Raw genomic sequence first — 19068 nt, 5'->3', positions numbered from 1 at the left:
CGTGTAAAAATATTCTTGTATTCTGTTGCTGTTTTTGAATACAAAGATAAAATCAAAAAATGAATATCTAATATAAGAGTTGATATTCATTTTATCCTTCCAATAGGAGAACTAAGATGAGTCATTTTAAAATTGGTATCGTTGTCGGTAGTTTAAGAAAAGATTCGTTTAATAAACAAACAGCACATGCCTTAATTAAGTTATTTCCTCAAGAATTTACCTGTCAGTTCATTGATATTAGTACTCTTCCTCTCTATAACCAAGATGATGACAGCAATACCCCCGCCTCTGTTATCGATTTTAAACAGCAAATAAAAGCGTGCCAAGGCATCATATTCATCACACCGGAATACAACCGCTCAATACCCGGTGTGCTTAAAAATGCGATTGACCAAGCCTCTCGCCCTTATGGAACAAATGCTTGGAATGAAATTCCAGCCGGTATTATTGGCGTTTCAACCGGCAATATTAGTACCGCAATAGCTCAACAGCATTTACGTAATTCATTAGCCTTCTTGAATATGCCAACACTAAATCAACCAGAATGTTATCTAAAATGGTATGACGGAATGGTTGAGAATGGGAAGTTTTCAGAGAAAACAGCAACTTTTATACAAAGCTGGGTTGATGCCTACATTGCTTTTGTGAAGCAAAATAATCATTAATCAAACTCCAAAGAGCTTTATATAAAAAATATAAGCTCTTTTTTTATTACCAGAGCTAATGTAATTTATTGGGTTATAATATCCCCGCTGACAAATAAAAAATTTAATCTTTCATAGACAACAAATAACGACATCCCTTGCTGATTTCAATATTAAGCAACGTGAGACAAAAATAGATTATCTTTAAAAGATATATTCTTATTATTACAACTAAGAATTGTTTACTATACAACCAGTAATAAAGCCATTAAAAGAGAACTAAATTTAACATCAATTTTAATCATTTATCTTATTCATTATAATGTCAGAGGATATCAATAAAGCCTTAATCTACAGCTACATATAAAATTTACTATTTGATAATTATTTTTAATGTTTTATATTAGGTTAAAACACTAGACATAATGTGCGATACTTCTCTAAATAATATGCTTCTATAATTGTGATAAACAAAAAAATTACCTATATTACTCACCTATTAAATACTGGCAGGTAAACCATGGATAAAAATTTAAAAGAAATTGAATGCGAAATTGCCGCTCTAAAAATTGTTATCAAATCCTTACTTTCCACGCTAAGTGATAAACAACGAAGAGATATGTTGGCCAATATATCTGTAGTACTTGAGGATACATCGAACAAATATCCTCAACTCAATGAAATTATTAACTTAACTGAACAATATGTGAAGAAGCTTACTCAACCTTAATGAAAATGATATTTACTATTGCTATAAAATTTACCCCTTAGTTTTATAGGGTATTCTGTGATTTTCTACCCATTAATACAATGCTAAGTTAAATTTACTGAATATCTGTTTTTCAAATCTCAAATATCCTCATATTTACTGTTTTAATATACAACATGATAAAATCGTATATTCTTTATCAAGTTAATTTTTTCTTGGATTTTATTAAGTAATTAATTAATATAAAAAACAATTTATCACAAGGCAATAAACTGTCGTTCTTTTGAGGATCTTATGGAAAAAAAAGTTGTCAATATAGCGTATGAAATTGCGGCAGTGAAAGTAATTTTAAAAGCCTTGTTATTGACTTTGACAGATAAACAAAAAGAAAGAGTAATCCATGATATAAATAAGACCGTCAATGAGGCTTATCTCAATCATCCTCAATATCAAGATGTTATAAGCAAGACAGAACAATATATAAAAAAAATACTCTAAATATTGATTCTGTATTCTTTAGCACCCTCTCTTATTATTTATAATAAGAGAGGGGATGTATATCTTTATATTTAAAAAATCAAATCGCTTCAAGCTATAATATAATCACTGATTGACTATAAGAATTGAAATAGAAAGTACTTTTTTATTAATTGAATATAAATGAAATAATACTATTACTTATAGCTCACTTAATTTGGGTATAATTTTCTATTTCTCATGGAAAAAGTCATGAACTATGCTGTTTCAATACTCAATAAATGACTAAATTAAGCTTTATATTTATTATGTTCATGCGTCTAACGAGTAAAACTTACCACCTTAGACACATACACTATGCATTTTTTATATCAACGATGAACAAAATTGAATTTTTGTACAGATAACTGTAATTCTTCGGTTTGCCTTTCTAATGAAATGGCCGCTGCTGAAACTTGTTCAACTAAAGAGGCATTCTGTTGCGTTACACCATCCATTTGAGTAATAGCTACACTCACTTGACCAATACCTTTACTTTGCTCTTCAGATGCAATCGTGATCTCTTTCATTATTGACGTTACCTGTTTAACTCCCGTCAAAATATCTTCCATCATTTTTTCCATATTACTCACTAATCTTGCACCTTTTTTTACGCGTGTTGTAGAATCAGCAATAAGGGCTTCAATCTCTTTCGCAGCTTTAGCACTATCTCCTGCTAAATTTCGCACTTCATTGGCGACAACCATAAACCCTCGACCATGAGCTCCTGCTCTTGCCGCTTCTACTGACGCATTTAAAGCGAGTATATTCGTTTGAAAGGCAATGTTATTAATAACATTGATAATATCTGCAATCTGACTTGAACTATTAGAGATCCCATCCATCGTTGTTACAACAGATTCAGCTAATTCATTGCCTTTTTCAACAGTCACTGATGCAACTTCAGCCAATTCTCTCGCTTGATAAGCATGTTCCATATTCTGGTTAACAGCTGCGGTTATCTCTTCCATACTTGCTGCTGTTTGCTCTAATGCCTTTGCTTGCTCTTCTGTACGAGAAGCTAAATCGTTATTCCCTCTGGCAATTTCAGATGCACCACGATAAATATTATCACTTCCCATTCTGATCGTGCTTACCGCGTCATGTAAACTATTTTGCATATCATTTAATAATGGTATTAATCGCCCAGCACAGTTATTACCAAAAGGCTCTAGTGGCTGACTCAGATCACCTTTTGTAATTTTCACAAAATGTTGACGAATGCTTTCTAGTGGTTTTTGTAACATTACCACTAAATAACGATCAGTGAGGATCAGGATACATCCCCCTAAAATGGCGCTAATAATAATAACAATTTGTGTCACTTCAATAAGCTCATTCACTTCTTTAATCGTACTATCAATTTTTATATTTGCGACATTATTAAAGTTTTCACTCACATTACCTAATTCACGACTCAATGCTGGTGTTACATTTTTTGCATGATGTTCATATTGCTCTATGGTGCCATTGAGTGCTAATTCCATCTGCTTTTTTACGCCTTGCTCAAAAAGCGCTTGCCATATATCCATTAACTCTTTTGATACTTTTGCATCCATTGGCCCAGGAGAAACAGATTTCATATACGCAATCTGTTTTTCCATATTTTCCATCGCCAGCTGTGCTTGTGTAAAATCGACGTCTTTACCTTTTGCTTTTTCCTCAACAAGACGATTTAATCGAGAAGTGAATCGAAAATACTGATCATTTCCCATGCTAAGAGCAGCCATTTGCTTAATTATTTTATTATCAGATTGATTACCTTCAGATATTTTTGATAGTGACCATGCGCTATAAAAACTAACACTGCCAAATAACACACATAAAGTCCCCAATATGATTATCATCATCAGACGAATAGTAATGTTACGAAGTTTCTGCATCGAATTTCTCAACTAACAAGATAAAGTAAGCCCAATAGGGCGTAATGTACTCTTATCGACACTTTTTCAATTTATTTTAATTTTTTACTAAAGTTTTTTATAATTTGATTTTTTATTTTATATACATAAAAAGAGTTATGCGCAGGAAGCAAAAATGTTACTTATATATCATTTTTTATAATTCCAGATAAAAAACAAAAAATCATTTAAAATCATAACGTTGATATAATGATTACGATAAAAATAAATAAGAAGCATTAAAGAGAGAAAAGAATAATTGAGGGGAAAAATAAGGTTTGGAATATTCTTAAATTAGCTAAATAAACATAAATGTTGAGTGGACAATATTGAGAGAGTATTTGAGGAAAAGAGTTTTTGGAGCGGGCGAAGGGAATCGAACCCTCGTATAGAGCTTGGGAAGCTCTCGTTCTACCATTGAACTACGCCCGCAGTTGTTTTTTCCGATTATACGCTCCCCTAATCTAACAGCAATCCCCTTCTTATTTAAGTGATTATTTAATCATCATGAAAAATATAATCTATTAATAATAAACATAAAAAAGCTACCTATCGGTGGCTTTCAATTAATTGCGATTCTTTAATTAGAATAACAATTATTTATTAGGACGCATTGCTGGGAATAAAATGACATCACGGATAGTATGACTATCAGTAAATAACATTACCATACGGTCAATACCAATACCTAAACCTGCTGTTGGCGGTAATCCATGTTCTAATGCCGTAATATAGTCATGGTCAAAGAACATCGCTTCTGCATCACCCGCTTCTTTTTGACGAACTTGATCTTCAAAACGTTCAGCTTGGTCTTGTGCATCATTAAGTTCTGAGAAACCATTACCAATTTCACGACCACCAATAAAGAATTCGAAGCGGTCAGTGATAAATGGATTATCGTCGTTACGACGAGCTAATGGTGAAACTTCTGCCGGATATTCAATGATAAAAGTTGGCTGAATTAAGTGACTTTCTGCAACTTCTTCAAAAATTTCACACTGAACACGGCCTAAGCCCCAGCTTTTCTCAATCTTAATACCAATAGATTGAGCAATAGCAACTGCCTTATCCATATCATCAAGATCAGCCATTACCGTTTCTGGACGATATTTGCAGATAGCTTCTTTCATGGTTAATTTGGCAAATGGTTTGCCAAAATCAAACTCTTGGTCGCCGTATTTCACTAACGAAGAACCCAATACATTTTCAGTTAATGTACGGAATAATTCTTCCGTTAATTCAATTAAGTCACGGTAATCTGCATACGCCATATAGAGTTCCATCATAGTGAACTCTGGGTTATGGCGTGGTGATACACCTTCATTACGGAAATTACGGTTGATTTCGAATACGCGATCAAAGCCACCCACAACTAAACGCTTTAAATATAGTTCAGGTGCAATACGCAGATACATATCAATATCTAACGCATTATGGTGAGTAATAAACGGACGCGCACTTGCTCCACCAGGAATGGTTTGCATCATCGGCGTTTCAACTTCCATAAAGCCTTTGTTCACCATAAATTGACGAATACCCGCCATAACTTGTGAACGAATTTGGAAAGTTTTACGTGATTCCTCGTTAGAAATTAGATCTAAATAACGCTGACGATAACGCATTTCTTGGTCAGCTAAACCGTGGAATTTATCCGGTAATGGGCGCAATGCTTTAGTTAATAAACGTACTTCTGTACAGTGAACACTTAATTCACCAGTTTTCGTTTTGAAAACTCGCCCACGAGCACCTAAGATATCGCCAAGATCCCATTTTTTAAATTGCTCGTTGTAGATACCTTCTGGCAAATCATCACGAGAAACATAAAGCTGGATGCGCCCCCCCATGTCTTGCAATGTAGCGAAAGATGCCTTGCCCATAATGCGGCGAGTCATCATACGACCTGCAATAGCAACTTCCACATTCGCTGCTTCTAACTCTTCTGCACTCATTGCATCATACTTTTGATGTAATTCGTTAGACAGAGAATCTCTGCGGAAATCATTTGGGAATGCGTTACCATTATCACGTAAAGCGGATAATTTTTCGCGACGTGTTTGCAGTTCGTTATTTAAATCAGGTGCCTGCTCCGCACCTTGTTGCTGTTGCGACATGTTTTTCCTCACAGGCCCGCTTTTAAGCTAGCTTCAATAAATTTATCAAGATCACCGTCTAATACTGCTTGTGTATTACGCGTTTCCACACCAGTACGTAAATCTTTAATACGTGAATCATCAAGAACATAAGAACGAATTTGACTACCCCAGCCAATATCGGACTTGTTATCTTCCATTACTTGCTTGTCTGCATTTTTCTTCTGCATTTCCAGCTCGTATAACTTCGCTTTCATCTGCTTCATTGCCTGATCTTTGTTCTTATGCTGAGAGCGATCGTTTTGGCATTGAGTGACAAGACCTGTAGGAACGTGGGTAATACGAACCGCAGATTCTGTTTTGTTGACGTGCTGTCCACCCGCACCTGAAGCACGATAAACGTCAATACGTAAATCAGCTGGGTTGATTTCAATATCAATATTGTCATCAACTTCAGGGTAAATAAAGGCAGAGCTAAATGAGGTATGGCGACGGCCGCCGGAGTCAAATGGGCTTTTACGAACTAGGCGATGAACGCCTGTTTCTGTACGTAACCAACCATAAGCGTACTCACCAATAATTTTGATAGTCGCTGATTTTAATCCTGCAACATCACCGTCAGATTCTTCAATAATTTCAGTTTTAAAGCCTCTTGATTCAGCCCAACGTAAGTACATACGCATCAGCATACTTGCCCAATCTTGTGCTTCTGTACCACCAGAGCCAGCTTGTAAATCAAGGTAGCAATCCGCACTGTCATATTCACCAGAGAACATGCGACGGAATTCTAATTGCTCAAGCTTTTTATTTAACACATCTAATTCAGCAATGGCTTCGTTAAATGTCTCTTCATCATCAGCTTCAACCGCTAATTCAAGTAAACCAGAAACGTCTTCTAATCCTTGGTCTAATTGGTCGATAGTTTCTACGATAGCCTCAAGAGATGAACGCTCTTTTCCCAATGCTTGCGCCCTTTCTGGCTCATTCCACACATCAGGTTGTTCTAATTCAGCGTTAACTTCTTCTAAACGCTCTTTCTTGGCATCATAGTCAAAGATACCCCCTGAGAACATGTGTTCTTTCAGAGACTTCTTCAATTTGGTGTTTTACTGGGTTGATTTCAAACATGCTTTTTCGTCTTTATGTTGTTTTCAAAAACAATTGGAATAAATTTTGAACCGCATATTGTAACGGATATATCCACGGGTTTATAGCATTTATATACAATTGTCTACTCAATAGTTGTTGTCATAACAACGTTTTACTTTATATCACAATAAATTGCTTAAATTATTCGTATTAACAAGGCCAAATGTGCTCAACAAGCAGTTGCGCATTTCTTTGCCCTCTAAATTCATTCACATCTAATCGATAAGCTAACTCAACGGTTTTAATACTGTTATCAGGCCAAATATTGATATCAACATTAAATGCTATAGCATCAATCATAAGATGACTATTTACTGGCTGAAGCATCATTTTTAAATGCTTACTGCCTACAATACGCTGTTGCAATAACGTAAATTTGCCATCAAATAATGGCTCAGGAAAAGCTTGCCCCCATGGGCCTGCTTCTCTTAGCATTTCAGCGATAGGTAGCGATAATTGATTTTCCGTTAGTTCACCATCAGATAAAATAACACCTTGCAACTGCTCGTCAGAAACCAATTCAGACATTAAAGAGGAAAAATGACGCTGAAATAGCGGGAATTTATCTTCTTCAAGTGAAAGTCCTGCCGCCATTGCATGCCCACCAAATTTGAGCATCAGACCTGGGTTTAATGTATTTAATCGCTCTAACGCATCCCTGAGATGTACCCCACTGATTGAACGACCTGAGCCTTTTAATAGACCATCCCCGCTAGGGGCAAAAGCAATAACAGGGCGATGTAATTTTTCTTTAATGCGAGACGCTAAAATCCCCACAACACCTTGATGCCATTCAGGATGATAAATTGCTAAACCATTCGGCAAGTCATGTTGAGTGCCCATAAATTGACGGAAAATAGTGGAGGCTTCTTCTTGCATACCCGCTTCAATTTCACGACGAGTTTGATTTAAGCCATCAAGTTCATTAGCAATTTCACGCGCAGAGCCAATATTATCGGTTAAAAGTAAAGCGACACCCACAGACATATCATCAAGACGCCCAGCTGCGTTTAAGCGAGGCCCTAAAGAAAAACCTAAGTCACTACTAACCAATTGAGAGAGCTCTTTACGAGAAACTTCCGTAAGTGCCTTTATCCCTACGCAACAACGACCCGCTCTAATTCGGCGTAATCCTTCATAAACAAAAATACGATTATTTTCATCTAGAGGAACAACATCTGCCACAGTACCTAGCGCTACTAAATCGAGAAAATCCGCCATATTGGGGCGAGGCAAGTTTTGTTGCTCAAACCAACCTTGTTTTTCTAATTCAGCTCTTAATGCCGTCATTAAATAGAACGTAACACCAACGCCCGCTAATGCTTTAGATAAAAAAGGACAATCAGAAAGATTAGGGTTAATAATCGCATCAGCAGCAGGTAATGTTTGTCCCGGCAAATGGTGATCTGTTACTAGAACTCGAATACCGTATTCATGGGCAGTTTCCACCCCTTCAAAAGAGGAAATACCATTATCAACAGTAATAATGAGATCAACCCCTTTTTTTGCAACATCATGAACAACTTGAGGGCTTAAGCCATAACCATCATCAAAGCGATTAGGAATATGATAGCTTACTTGCTTAAATCCCATTTGGCGTAATGCTTTGATAGCCAATGCTGTACTGGTTGCACCATCAGCATCAAAATCACCAACAATCACGATACGAGATTGCTGTTTTAAAGCCTCTATGAGTAATGAAATTGCCGTTTTAATTCCTGTTAATGCTTGGTAATGAAGTAAGCCTTTTAACGATCGTTCTAGTTGAACTTCGGATGTTATTCCACGATTAGCATAAATCTGTCGTAATAAAGGATCTAAGTTATCCGGCAATTGAGTTGCCTGTGCAATTCGACGACGTAGTGTCGGTTCAATAGTGACCATAAAACGTGATTACTTCTCTTTTTTATCTAATAATTCAATAAGGTTTTGAGCAGAAATATATCCACCATAAATACTCGCATTAGGTAACACAATAGCAGGTGTGCCTTGAATTCCTATCATGGTGCCTAATTTAAAATGTTCATTAATATTGATTTTTTTACATTCATCAATGGGAATAATTTTGTCACCTTTAAATGCACTGTCTAACGATTTATTAGGGAAACCGCTACACCACACCGCATTCATTTCTTTACTCACAATATTATTGCCAACACCATTACGAGGAAATGCTAAATAACGGACCGTTATCCCCTGTTTATTCAGCTCAGGGACTTCTTGGTGAAGTTTTTGACAGTAAGGACAACTAATATCAGTAAAAATGGTGATCACATGGCGTTCATTACGCGCTTTATAAACGATCATTTCATTTTTAAGTGAATCTACTTTTTTCATAATAACTTGATTGGCAATACTAACAGGCTCACCGCTGCTGATATTATAAATAGGGCCTGCTGTTAGATATTTACCATCGTCAGTAATGTAAAAAATACCTTTATCTGATAACACCGCATTTAATCCAACAATCGGGGTTGGTTGAATGCTTTCTGCTTTAATTTGCATTTTAGCCAATTGCGCTTCAATAGAAGCATTGTCAGCAAGCACAGGCATTGACACCATGCTTAATAGTATTGGCAACCAGCGTAATTTCTTTTTCATTTAAATTCCTATTTAATGCCAGCGTGTTGATGGCTATCCCCTTGGATGATGTTGCTGATGAAGCACTTTCAAGCGCTCTGTTGCAACATGGGTATAAATCTGTGTTGTAGAGAGGTCACTGTGCCCCAATAACATCTGTACAACACGCAAGTCTGCTCCATGATTTAAAAGATGTGTTGCAAATGCATGGCGCAACACATGGGGTGATAACTTTTCAGTATCAATTCCAGCAATCACAGCATAATGTTTTATCCGATGCCAGAAAGTTTGTCGTGTCATTTTCTGCCCTCTTAGGCTAGGAAAAACAATATCGTCTGTTTTTCCTTGCATTAAAGTGGGTCTTCCATATTGCAGATATTGTTCTAACCAGTAAATAGCCTCTTCCCCTAAAGGGACAAGTCGTTCCTTATCGCCCTTACCGATCACTCTTAATACACCTTGCCGTAAGCTGATATCAGAAAGAGATAACCCCACTAATTCAGACACACGAAGCCCACAGGCATAAAGCACTTCAAGCATTGCTTTATCACGTAATTCTAATGGTTCATCAATACAAGGGGCATTGAGTAAATCATCAACTTGTTGCTCGCTTAAATCTTTTGGTAAACGCTTAGGAAGCTTAGGGGTTGAAAGTAATGCGCTAGGATCGTCTAAACGTAATTTTTCACGATATAAATATTGGAATAACCGACGCATTGTACTGAGTAATCGGGCTGCACTGCTGGCTTTATAACCTTCATCTAAACGCGTCGCGAGAAAAGATTGCAAATCCAAAGTAGAGACTGACAACCAATCTAATTGATGATGTGCAAGCCATTGCCCTAATGCTTGCAAGTCTAAGCGATAAGAGCTAAGCGTATTTGCGGATAAGCCTTGCTCTAACCAAATATTGTCGAGAAATTGTTCAATGATAATATCTGTATCTTCATTGATCTGAGTTGTCTTTTTTATCGATAATTTGGTTTGTGACACAGTCTGACTCTCCCTCTCTTTAGCTTATCGCCTTTACATTATGCCTTATAAAAAAATTTTTCTGGTACAATAGTGACCTTTATTGGCAAAAATATCCTAGAAATCTTTATGAAAATTGGTCTATTTTACGGTTCCAGTACCTGTTACACCGAAATGGCAGCAGAAAAAATTCGTGATATTCTCGGTGAAGAGTTCGTTGATCTTCATAATGTTCAAGAGTGTGATATCACGCTTATGGAGCAATATGACATCCTTATTTTAGGTATTCCCACTTGGGATTTTGGCGAGATCCAAGAAGATTGGCTCAATATTTGGGAAACATTGCCAACATTAAATTTAAAAAATAAACTTATTGCCATGTATGGAATGGGTGACCAAGTCGATTACAGCGAATGGTTTCTTGATGCGCTGGGTATGCTCTATCATCATTTATTACCAAGTGGTGTTAAATTTATTGGTTTCTGGCCTGTCGATGGATATGAATTTATCAGCCCCAAACCTTTATCAGATGATGGCAAACATTTTGTTGGTCTTGCATTAGATGACGTCAACCAGTTTGAAGAGACTGATGAACGTTTATCACAATGGTGTATGCAAATTCTACGTGAAATAGAAGAAAACTTATAAATTTAATATCCAGATATTAAATATCTGGATATTGCATTAATAACTGAGAGAAGTTACGCCACTCATTTTCAGTCATACTATCAAATGCAACCCATAACGTGATTTGCTTTTTATTTAGAATAGAAGTCAATGTTATTCGAGTGCCAAAACGGCTTATCCAAGGACGTTTCGTTATTTGCCATTCATGTAGTTTCCATTGAATTCGATTGCCATTTAGTAAAATAAAATCTCCTTTGATACGGCTAATATTCTTTTGTGTGAAATACCAACTGCTTATCAGGAGAAGTAACAATGGCACCCAAACATAAATAAAATCAGGTGGCCATGGATACAACAGTAAAGCTATCACAAAGGCAACATAAGCAACCGTTGAGAAGAGTTGAGTGAACCATGATACTGTGAGGTGCGATTTCCATAAAATCACGAGTTATATTCACTCCTGCTATAATTCTATATAGATAGAAATAAGTTAAAGATAATAAAAAACCAACCTATTTATAATGTAACTTCCTTCTTAACCTTGCAAATAGTTTATCTTATATTTTAGCTTGATTATTAATTGTTAATTTTTCTATTTAATCTGTGTTTAAAAAACATAATTTAATAATAAGTACTTAATTTTTATTCTTTTTTAATTGCTGTTTTAATAAAATAAGCATACCCGATCGACTAAATATCCAGAAGATAATCGTGAAAAAAAATCATTTAAACGATAAATTATAGAGATAACACGCATTTTTATCGCAAACCTGTTTTTTATTTCATCACATTTTAGAACATGAATAATATTATTTTTTATATGAAAATAAAAAAACGCCTTTATGAGATAATAAAAGCGTCATTTATAATCAACAAAAAATTATTATTTAGCCTATCGCTGATTTTATACGTTTTTTTTATTAATATTTATCAACGATTTCTGCCATTCTAGCTTTATTGCGATCTTGAATTAATTTCACCATATAATAGAGCTCATCATCATCAGGGCGTCCATGATTCATTAACCAGTTAAATAAATCAGGATCTGCACACTCTAGTAAACGAACAAAAAGTGCTTTATCGTTATCAGATAGCGTATCGTACTCATTCTCGAAAAAAGGCATGATAGAAATATCTAGTTCACGCATTCCACGACGACATGCCCAGTTAATTCGTGCTTTATTCTCTATATCGATAGTCATACTCTGCTCTTTACATTGTTCAAATCAAGAAATACCACTATTTCTTCCTAGTATTGATGATAGTCTTATCGCAAAATTTTTAACATCAAAATGATCACAGTTTGCATGTTTAGTCTCATAGACAACCTATTGAACACACATTCATTTGTTATTTATCAAGTTCATTTTCTGTGCGTTAAAAATAATAATGACTTGCATTGTCTTGTCACTCTTTTACCATAACTGATGTATCTGATTAATTTAATAGCTGGTGACATCATGACTCAAAATTCTATTCAGGCTAAACGCCCTCATGCAGCAATCAATTTGCCATTAACACTGGTTTCTTTAGATGAATGGTCACTGATAACAGCAACAGGTGCTGACAGTGAAAAGTATCTACAAGGTCAATTAACAACGGATATTGCAGCACTTCCAACAACGACACATACATTGGCTGCACACTGTGAAGCAAAAGGTAAAATGTGGAGCACACTTCGCTTATTCCACCAGCAAGAAGGTTTTGCTTATATTCTGCGTAAAAATGTCGCACAAAAACAACTTGCCGAATTAAAAAAATATGCCGTATTCTCAAAAGTAACCCTAGCTGAAAATACAGATAGCGTTTTATTAGGATTAGCTGGACAAGGTGCAGCTCTTGCATTAGCTGATTACTTTCCAAATATCCCTCGTAAAGCAAACGAAGTCGTTAATCATGATAATACTTATATTCTTCAACTGCCTTTACCTACCGAACGCTTTTTAATCGTAACTGATGAAGAAACAGCAAAAAATCTTGTAGCAACATTAAAAGCAGAAACCAGTAATAGTGAGCAATGGTTAGCTTTAGATATTGAGGCTGGATATCCTATTATTGATACTCCAAATATTGAGCAATTCTTACCTCAAGCAACAAACCTACAAGCATTGCCACTGAGCATCTGCTTTAAAAAAGGATGTTATACAGGGCAAGAGATGGTCTCTCGTGCGAAATTTAGAGGTGCCAATAAACGTGCAATGTATCTGTTATCAGGTGGTGGTACTGAGTTACCTGAGATCGGAGGTAGCATTGAGTGGCAATTGGGTGAAGATAAATGGCGTAAAACGGGCACTGTATTAAGCGCTGTACGTATGGCTGATAATACTATTTTGGCTGAAGTTGTTATGAATAACGATATGGAGTTCGATAGTGTATTTCGAGTTCAAGGCGATAGCACCAGTCGTTTATCCATTAAACCACTGCCTTATTCTTTAGAAGAAGAGTAATTCTTATTTATCATAACCAATACGGATTTTTATGACACAATTACCTAAAGGCGCATTTGGCCCCTTCTCTGATACGATTAACTTTATTATGGAGTTAGATAAACTTAAACGTGTTTATCGTAAAAATAATGTATTAGACAATAGCCGTTCTGAAAATACAGCAGAACATAGCTGGCATTTTGCGGTTGCTGCAATGAGTTTCCAACCTTATGCGGGCGATATTGATATGGGGCGTGCTATTCAATTAGCTTTAGTCCACGATATCGTTGAAATCGACGCTGGCGACGTTATGGTGTATGACGTTGCGGCACGTGAAGCTATCAAAGAACACGAGCAAAAAGCGGCAAGACGCATTTTTGCTTTATTACCCTCCCCACAAAGTGAATATTTCCTCAATTTATGGTTGGAATATGATGCTGCTGAAACACCCGAGTCTCAGTTTGCTAATATTCTTGATCGCACCATGCCAATGCTGATGAATTTACATAATGAAGGTCAAAGTTGGGTAGAAAATAATATCCGCTTAGAACAAGTATTAGCGCGCAATCTGTTTATTGAAAAACAGTGGCCAGAATTTTGGCAATATCTCTACCCTCAATTATTAGAGGCGCAGAAAAAAGGCTGGTTGAAGTAACAACAAAAAAATACCGATGGCTAACTTAACCATCGGTATTTAATTTAGGAATATTGTTAGATTAAAGCTTATTCATAATCACTAATTGGCGCACATGAACAATGTAAATGGCGGTCGCCATACACATCATCCAGACGTTTAACCGCAGGCCAATATTTGTTTTGTTTCGTTGCTTCACTTGGGAATACAGCACACTCTCGGCTATAACCGTGTGACCACTCTTGCACTAATTCATATTGTGTATGAGGTGCATTAACTAATGGATTGTCATCAATTGGCCATACACCTTTATCTACCTGTGCAATTTCAGCCCGAATAGAAAGCAGAGCTTCAATAAAGCGATCAATTTCCACTTTGCTTTCTGATTCTGTCGGCTCAATCATCAATGTACCCGCAACAGGGAATGACATGGTTGGAGCGTGAAATCCATAGTCAATTAAACGCTTAGCCACATCCATTTCACTGATACCGTAATTCGCTTTTAATGGACGAATATCGATAATACATTCATGTGCGACATAACCATCAGCGCCAGCATAAAGAATGTCATAGTCATTTTTCAGGCGTTGCGCGATATAATTCGCATTTAAGATTGCCACTTGGCTTGCTTGTTTAAGCCCTTGAGACCCCATCATACGAATATACATCCAACTAATGGGGAGTATTGAAGCGCTACCAAATTGGGCTGCAGAAACCGCGCCTTGTGTGGTGACATTCTCCATTTCAACAACAGAATGTCCCGGTACAAATGGTGCTAAGTGTGATTTCACACCAATAGGTCCCATACCTGGGCCACCACCGCCATGAGGAATACAGAAAGTTTTATGTAAGTTTAAGTGAGAAACATCAGAGCCAATAAAGCCCGGTGTTGTGATCCCCACTTGCGCATTCATATTGGCACCATCAAGATAAACTTGTCCGCCATATTGATGAATGATTTCACAAACTTCACGAATACCTTCTTCATAAACACCATGCGTTGATGGGTATGTCACCATTACACAAGAGAGTTCAGCTTGATGTTTTTCTGCTTTAGCTTTTAAGTCTGCAATATCAATATTGCCGTTATCATCACATCCCACCACCACTACCGTCATTCCTGCCATATGAGCAGAAGCAGGGTTAGTACCATGAGCTGAACTTGGGATCAAACAGATATGTCGCGTTCCTTCACCACGACTTTGGTGATAACGACGAATAGCTAATAAACCTGCATATTCACCTTGAGCACCCGAGTTTGGTTGCATACACATTGCATCATAACCGGTTAATGCAGCAAGCCAATTAGCCAATTGCCCAATCATGACCTGATAACCTTTCGCTTGATAAGCTGGGCAGAATGGATGTAGCTCTGTAAATTCAGGCCATGTAATAGGGATCATTTCAGCTGCAGCATTAAGTTTCATCGTACATGATCCTAATGGGATCATCGCTTGATTCAATGCTAAGTCTTTATTTTCCAAACGATGCATATAGCGCATCATTTCTGTTTCACTGTGATACTGATGAAAGTTTTCATGTGTCAGCACAGTGTCTTTACGTTGCATAGATGCGGGAATAGATGCTGAAGATGAAGCGACTTGTTTATCAAGTGTATCAATATCACCCACCAATGCTTTACCACTGATAATTTCAACTAGCTTTAATACATCTTCACGAGTTGTAATCTCGCTTAATGTGACACCAACGGCACCCACAATATCAGTGCGCAAGTTAATTTCAGCGTCTTTTGCACGTTGTAATACAGCGGCTTTATCTGCAGTTTCAACTGTTAAGGTATCAAACCAAGTTTGATGGCGTAAGGCCATGCCATTTTGCTGTAAACCCGCCGCCAAAATATCCGTTAAACGATGAATACGTTGAGCGATAGTTTTTAATCCTTCTGGCCCATGATAAACCGCATACATAGCAGCAATGTTGGCAAGCAAAACTTGAGATGTACAGATATTGGAGTTGGCTTTTTCACGACGAATATGCTGTTCACGCGTTTGCATTGCCATGCGTAATGCCCGATTACCCGCAGCATCACGAGATACCCCAATAATACGCCCTGGCATTGCTCGTTTATATTCATCACGACAAGCAAAGAATGCTGCATGAGGGCCACCATATCCCATCGGTACACCAAACCGTTGTGCTGAACCTAATACGATATCAGCGCCTTGATGACCCGGTGCTGTTAATACCACCAGCGCCATTAAATCGGCAGCAACACTAGTAATGATTTTGCGTTCTTTCAGTTCAGCCAATAACTTACTGTAATCATGAACTTCACCCGTTGTGCCGACTTGTTGTAATAGCACACCAAAAACACCTTCAAGTTCCAATACTTTCTCAGCTTTATCAACAACAACATCAAAGCCAAAGGTATCTGCACGAGTTCTGACAACATCTAAGGTTTGAGGATGAATATCATCAGCGACAAAGAAACGATCTGCATTTTTTAGTTTGCTTACACGTTTTGCCATCGCCATTGCTTCAGCTGCAGCCGTTGCTTCATCTAGCAATGATGCAGAGGCGAGATCCATTCCTGTATAATCGATTGTCACCTGTTGGAAATTCAGTAATGATTCTAAACGACCTTGAGATACTTCTGGCTGATACGGTGTATAAGCGGTATACCAACCCGGATTTTCTAATAAATTACGCAAAATCACAGGCGGTAATACAGAAGGCGCGTACCCCATTCCAATATAAGAAGTAAAGCGTTTATTTTGGCTAGCGATCGCTTTCAATTCAGCTAAGGCTTCTTGCTCTGTTGCCCCAGCACCCACATTCGGTGGTGTTTCTAATTGAATATTATCTGGAACAATTTTTTGAGTTAATTCATTTAATGAGGAGACGCCAACAGCACTGAGCATCTCTTTAATCTGTTCTGGTGATGAACCAATATGGCGACGAATAAATTCATCGCGATACTCTAACTGATTTAAAGTCTGTGTCATTGCAAGTAATTTCCTGAATTCACTATGATATGGATAGGTAAATAGCACACGGCTTAAAGCGCGTTAAGACAGCATTACGATAACAAGCTAACAAATGAAAACGCCCCGACATTAATTTGACGGGGCGCTTCGGTTTACTCTTCGCTATCTACCAATTCTTGATAACCAGCAGCATCAAGTAGGTCATCTAATTCACTTTCATTATTTGCTTTAATGCGAAATAGCCAACCTTCTCCGTAAGGCGCGCTGTTTACCAGCTCTGGAGAACCATCTAACTCTTCATTTACTGCGATAATTTCACCCGATAATGGTGAATAGATATCTGATGCAGCTTTTACTGATTCCGCGACTGCACAATCATCACCTGCTGCCACTTCTCTACCCACTTCAGGTAGATCAACAAACACCATGTCACCTAATAATTCCTGTGCATGTTCAGTAATACCGATAGTGTATTCACCATTACCTTCTGAACGGATCCACTCATGAGACTGCGCGTATTTTAATTCACTAGGTATTTGACTCATTGACCTTACTCTCCATTTAAAATAATTGTGCGTGTTATACCAATGCTTTACCTGAACGAACAAAGCCAGGTTTTACCACTTCTACTGGCATCTCACGATTACGCATTAATACAATTGCGCTATCTTTTATACCTGCGGGAACTCTTGCTAATGCAATACTAAAGCCTAATGTGGGCGAGAAAGTACCACTTGTAATCACACCTTCTCTTAATTCCCCCAAATCATCAGTAAAGTGTACGGCAGTACCTGCACGCAACACACCTTTCTCTCGCATGACAAGGCCGACAAGTTTATCTGTGCCTGTTGCGCGTAATTTTTCTAATGCTTCACGACCAATAAATTGACGATCTTCAGGTGCCCATGCAATCGTCCAGCCCATATTCGCTTCAAGTGGATTAATAGTTTCATCCATCTCTTGGCTATATAAGTTCATTCCCGCTTCTAAACGTAATGTATCTCTTGCGCCTAATCCGGCAGGTTTAACACCCACCGCTAATAATTTTTTCCAAAAATCGACGGCTTGCTCTTTTGGCATTGCAATTTCATAACCAGCTTCACCGGTATAACCTGTTGTTGCGATAAACAAGTCATCAAGCTCTACGCCATAAAAAGGCTTCATAGCTGAAACAACTTGGCGTTGCTGTTCAGTTAATAAACGTTGAACCTTTTCTTGTGCATGAGGGCCTTGAACCGCGATTAATGCCAAATCGTCACGAACAGTGATATCAACGACATAATCTGAAGCATGATGCTCAATCCATGCCAGATCCTTTTCACGAGTAGCGGAGTTCACCACAAGGCGATAGAAAGAATCATCAAAGTAATAGACGATAAGATCATCAATTACACCACCTGATGCATTAAGCATACCGGTATAAAGCGCCTTACCTTTTTCGGTGAGTTTAGCGACATCATTCGCTAATAAATAACGTAGGAAATCTTTAACTTGCGAGCCATGTAAGTCAACAATGGTCATATGAGAAACATCAAACATACCTGCATCACGGCGTACATTGTGATGTTCATCTATTTGAGAGCCATAATGCAGTGGCATCATCCAACCATGAAAATCGACCATACGAGCACCGCAGGCTACGTGCTCATCATACAACGGAGTCTGTTTTGCCATTCTTCCCTCTTTCTACTTTTACTTTAGATTATTCAGAGAACGCAATTTGTTAAATATAAAATTAAACTTGATTAGAAATCAGCGTATTAATCACGAGTTTAAGTTTATTTTTAAACAGAGATTTAACAAATACGAGCAATTAACGTACAACGCAAACGATACCATCTTCTTGAACTTAGCATTGTCAGAAAAAATAAA

At 37.3% G+C, this 19068-nt stretch carries 17 protein-coding genes and 1 tRNA gene; 6 read left to right on the top strand and 12 right to left on the bottom strand.

Annotated elements, in window-relative coordinates; translation table 11 throughout:
- Window positions 1-116 precede the first annotated feature (116 nt).
- From GWI59_RS12495 to GWI59_RS12485, 3 genes are all read left to right on the top strand, one after another.
- Entirely contained in the window at window positions 117-665 is a 549-nt protein-coding gene (locus tag GWI59_RS12495; protein ID WP_006533662.1) for an NADPH-dependent FMN reductase, read from the top strand.
- Window positions 666-1164: 499 nt separating this feature from the next.
- A complete protein-coding gene (locus tag GWI59_RS12490; protein WP_006533663.1) occupies window positions 1165-1374 on the top strand; it encodes a sigma-S stabilization anti-adapter protein IraP in 210 nt (69 codons plus the stop codon).
- Window positions 1375-1647: 273 nt separating this feature from the next.
- The gene (locus GWI59_RS12485; RefSeq protein ID WP_109847769.1) at window positions 1648-1851 is read left to right on the top strand and encodes a hypothetical protein; all 204 of its coding nucleotides are present in this window, start codon (window positions 1648-1650) and stop codon (window positions 1849-1851) included.
- A 350-nt stretch (window positions 1852-2201) separates the two neighbouring features.
- Here GWI59_RS12485 and GWI59_RS12480 read toward each other — a convergent pair whose 3' ends face one another.
- From GWI59_RS12480 to xerD, 7 genes are all read right to left on the bottom strand, one after another.
- On the bottom strand, window positions 2202-3752 hold the full coding sequence (locus tag GWI59_RS12480) for a methyl-accepting chemotaxis protein (protein ID WP_161671282.1): 1551 nt from the start codon (window positions 3750-3752) through the stop codon (window positions 2202-2204).
- Window positions 3753-4128: 376 nt separating this feature from the next.
- Window positions 4129-4202 (bottom strand) — tRNA-Gly (locus GWI59_RS12475).
- Between the two features lie 164 nt (window positions 4203-4366).
- Window positions 4367-5881, bottom strand: a complete 1515-nt coding sequence (lysS, locus tag GWI59_RS12470) for a lysine--tRNA ligase (protein WP_109399796.1) — start codon at window positions 5879-5881, stop codon at window positions 4367-4369.
- Window positions 5882-5889: 8 nt separating this feature from the next.
- Window positions 5890-6988 (bottom strand): peptide chain release factor 2 gene (prfB, locus tag GWI59_RS12465; RefSeq protein WP_109399795.1). Its coding sequence is split into 2 segments (ribosomal slippage): window positions 5890-6912 and window positions 6914-6988, totalling 1098 coding nucleotides; the frame shifts between segments, so codons are not numbered across the junction.
- Window positions 6989-7159: 171 nt separating this feature from the next.
- Window positions 7160-8893 carry a single-stranded-DNA-specific exonuclease RecJ gene (gene recJ / locus GWI59_RS12460; protein ID WP_109847771.1) on the bottom strand — a complete coding sequence of 578 codons (1734 nt, stop codon included), beginning with the start codon at window positions 8891-8893 and terminating at the stop codon, window positions 7160-7162.
- A 9-nt stretch (window positions 8894-8902) separates the two neighbouring features.
- Entirely contained in the window at window positions 8903-9610 is a 708-nt protein-coding gene (gene dsbC, locus GWI59_RS12455; RefSeq protein ID WP_109847772.1) for a bifunctional protein-disulfide isomerase/oxidoreductase DsbC, read from the bottom strand.
- Between the two features lie 33 nt (window positions 9611-9643).
- Window positions 9644-10582, bottom strand: coding sequence for a site-specific tyrosine recombinase XerD (gene xerD, locus GWI59_RS12450; protein ID WP_006533672.1), 939 nt, complete (start codon window positions 10580-10582; stop codon window positions 9644-9646).
- Window positions 10583-10690: 108 nt separating this feature from the next.
- Here xerD and fldB point away from each other — a divergent pair, with 108 nt between their 5' ends.
- Window positions 10691-11209 (top strand): flavodoxin FldB, encoded by a 519-nt coding sequence (gene fldB, locus GWI59_RS12445; RefSeq protein WP_072063492.1) that lies wholly within the window; start codon window positions 10691-10693, stop codon window positions 11207-11209.
- Between the two features lie 16 nt (window positions 11210-11225).
- Here fldB and GWI59_RS12440 read toward each other — a convergent pair whose 3' ends face one another.
- Together GWI59_RS12440 and sdhE are read right to left on the bottom strand one after the other, a co-directional pair.
- The gene (locus GWI59_RS12440; protein ID WP_109847773.1) at window positions 11226-11633 is read right to left on the bottom strand and encodes a protein YgfX; all 408 of its coding nucleotides are present in this window, start codon (window positions 11631-11633) and stop codon (window positions 11226-11228) included.
- Window positions 11634-12108: 475 nt separating this feature from the next.
- On the bottom strand, window positions 12109-12384 hold the full coding sequence (gene sdhE, locus GWI59_RS12435; protein ID WP_072063493.1) for an FAD assembly factor SdhE: 276 nt from the start codon (window positions 12382-12384) through the stop codon (window positions 12109-12111).
- Window positions 12385-12648: 264 nt separating this feature from the next.
- On the opposite strand from sdhE, the gene ygfZ reads away from it, so the two are divergent.
- Both ygfZ and GWI59_RS12425 read left to right on the top strand, forming a co-directional pair.
- A complete protein-coding gene (gene ygfZ, locus GWI59_RS12430; RefSeq protein ID WP_161669506.1) occupies window positions 12649-13635 on the top strand; it encodes a tRNA-modifying protein YgfZ in 987 nt (328 codons plus the stop codon).
- A 31-nt stretch (window positions 13636-13666) separates the two neighbouring features.
- A complete protein-coding gene (locus GWI59_RS12425; RefSeq protein ID WP_109399790.1) occupies window positions 13667-14269 on the top strand; it encodes an HD domain-containing protein in 603 nt (200 codons plus the stop codon).
- Between the two features lie 68 nt (window positions 14270-14337).
- On the opposite strand, the gene gcvP is transcribed toward GWI59_RS12425, so the two are convergent.
- The 3 genes from gcvP to gcvT all read right to left on the bottom strand — a co-directional run bounded on the left by gcvP (window position 14338) and on the right by gcvT (window position 18870).
- Entirely contained in the window at window positions 14338-17214 is a 2877-nt protein-coding gene (gcvP, locus tag GWI59_RS12420; protein ID WP_109847775.1) for an aminomethyl-transferring glycine dehydrogenase, read from the bottom strand.
- Window positions 17215-17348: 134 nt separating this feature from the next.
- Window positions 17349-17741, bottom strand: a complete 393-nt coding sequence (gene gcvH, locus GWI59_RS12415) for a glycine cleavage system protein GcvH (RefSeq protein WP_006533681.1) — start codon at window positions 17739-17741, stop codon at window positions 17349-17351.
- A 34-nt stretch (window positions 17742-17775) separates the two neighbouring features.
- Complete coding sequence (gene gcvT, locus GWI59_RS12410; protein WP_072063348.1) at window positions 17776-18870, bottom strand: glycine cleavage system aminomethyltransferase GcvT; 1095 nt, start codon at window positions 18868-18870, stop codon at window positions 17776-17778.
- Between the last annotated feature and the right edge of the window lie 198 nt (window positions 18871-19068).

The organism is Proteus sp. G2673 (assembly GCF_009915125.1).
GTDB lineage: Bacteria > Pseudomonadota > Gammaproteobacteria > Enterobacterales > Enterobacteriaceae > Proteus > Proteus penneri.
The sequence above is the reverse complement of the archived record's forward strand: the minus strand, read 5'-3'. Positions and strand labels throughout refer to the sequence as shown.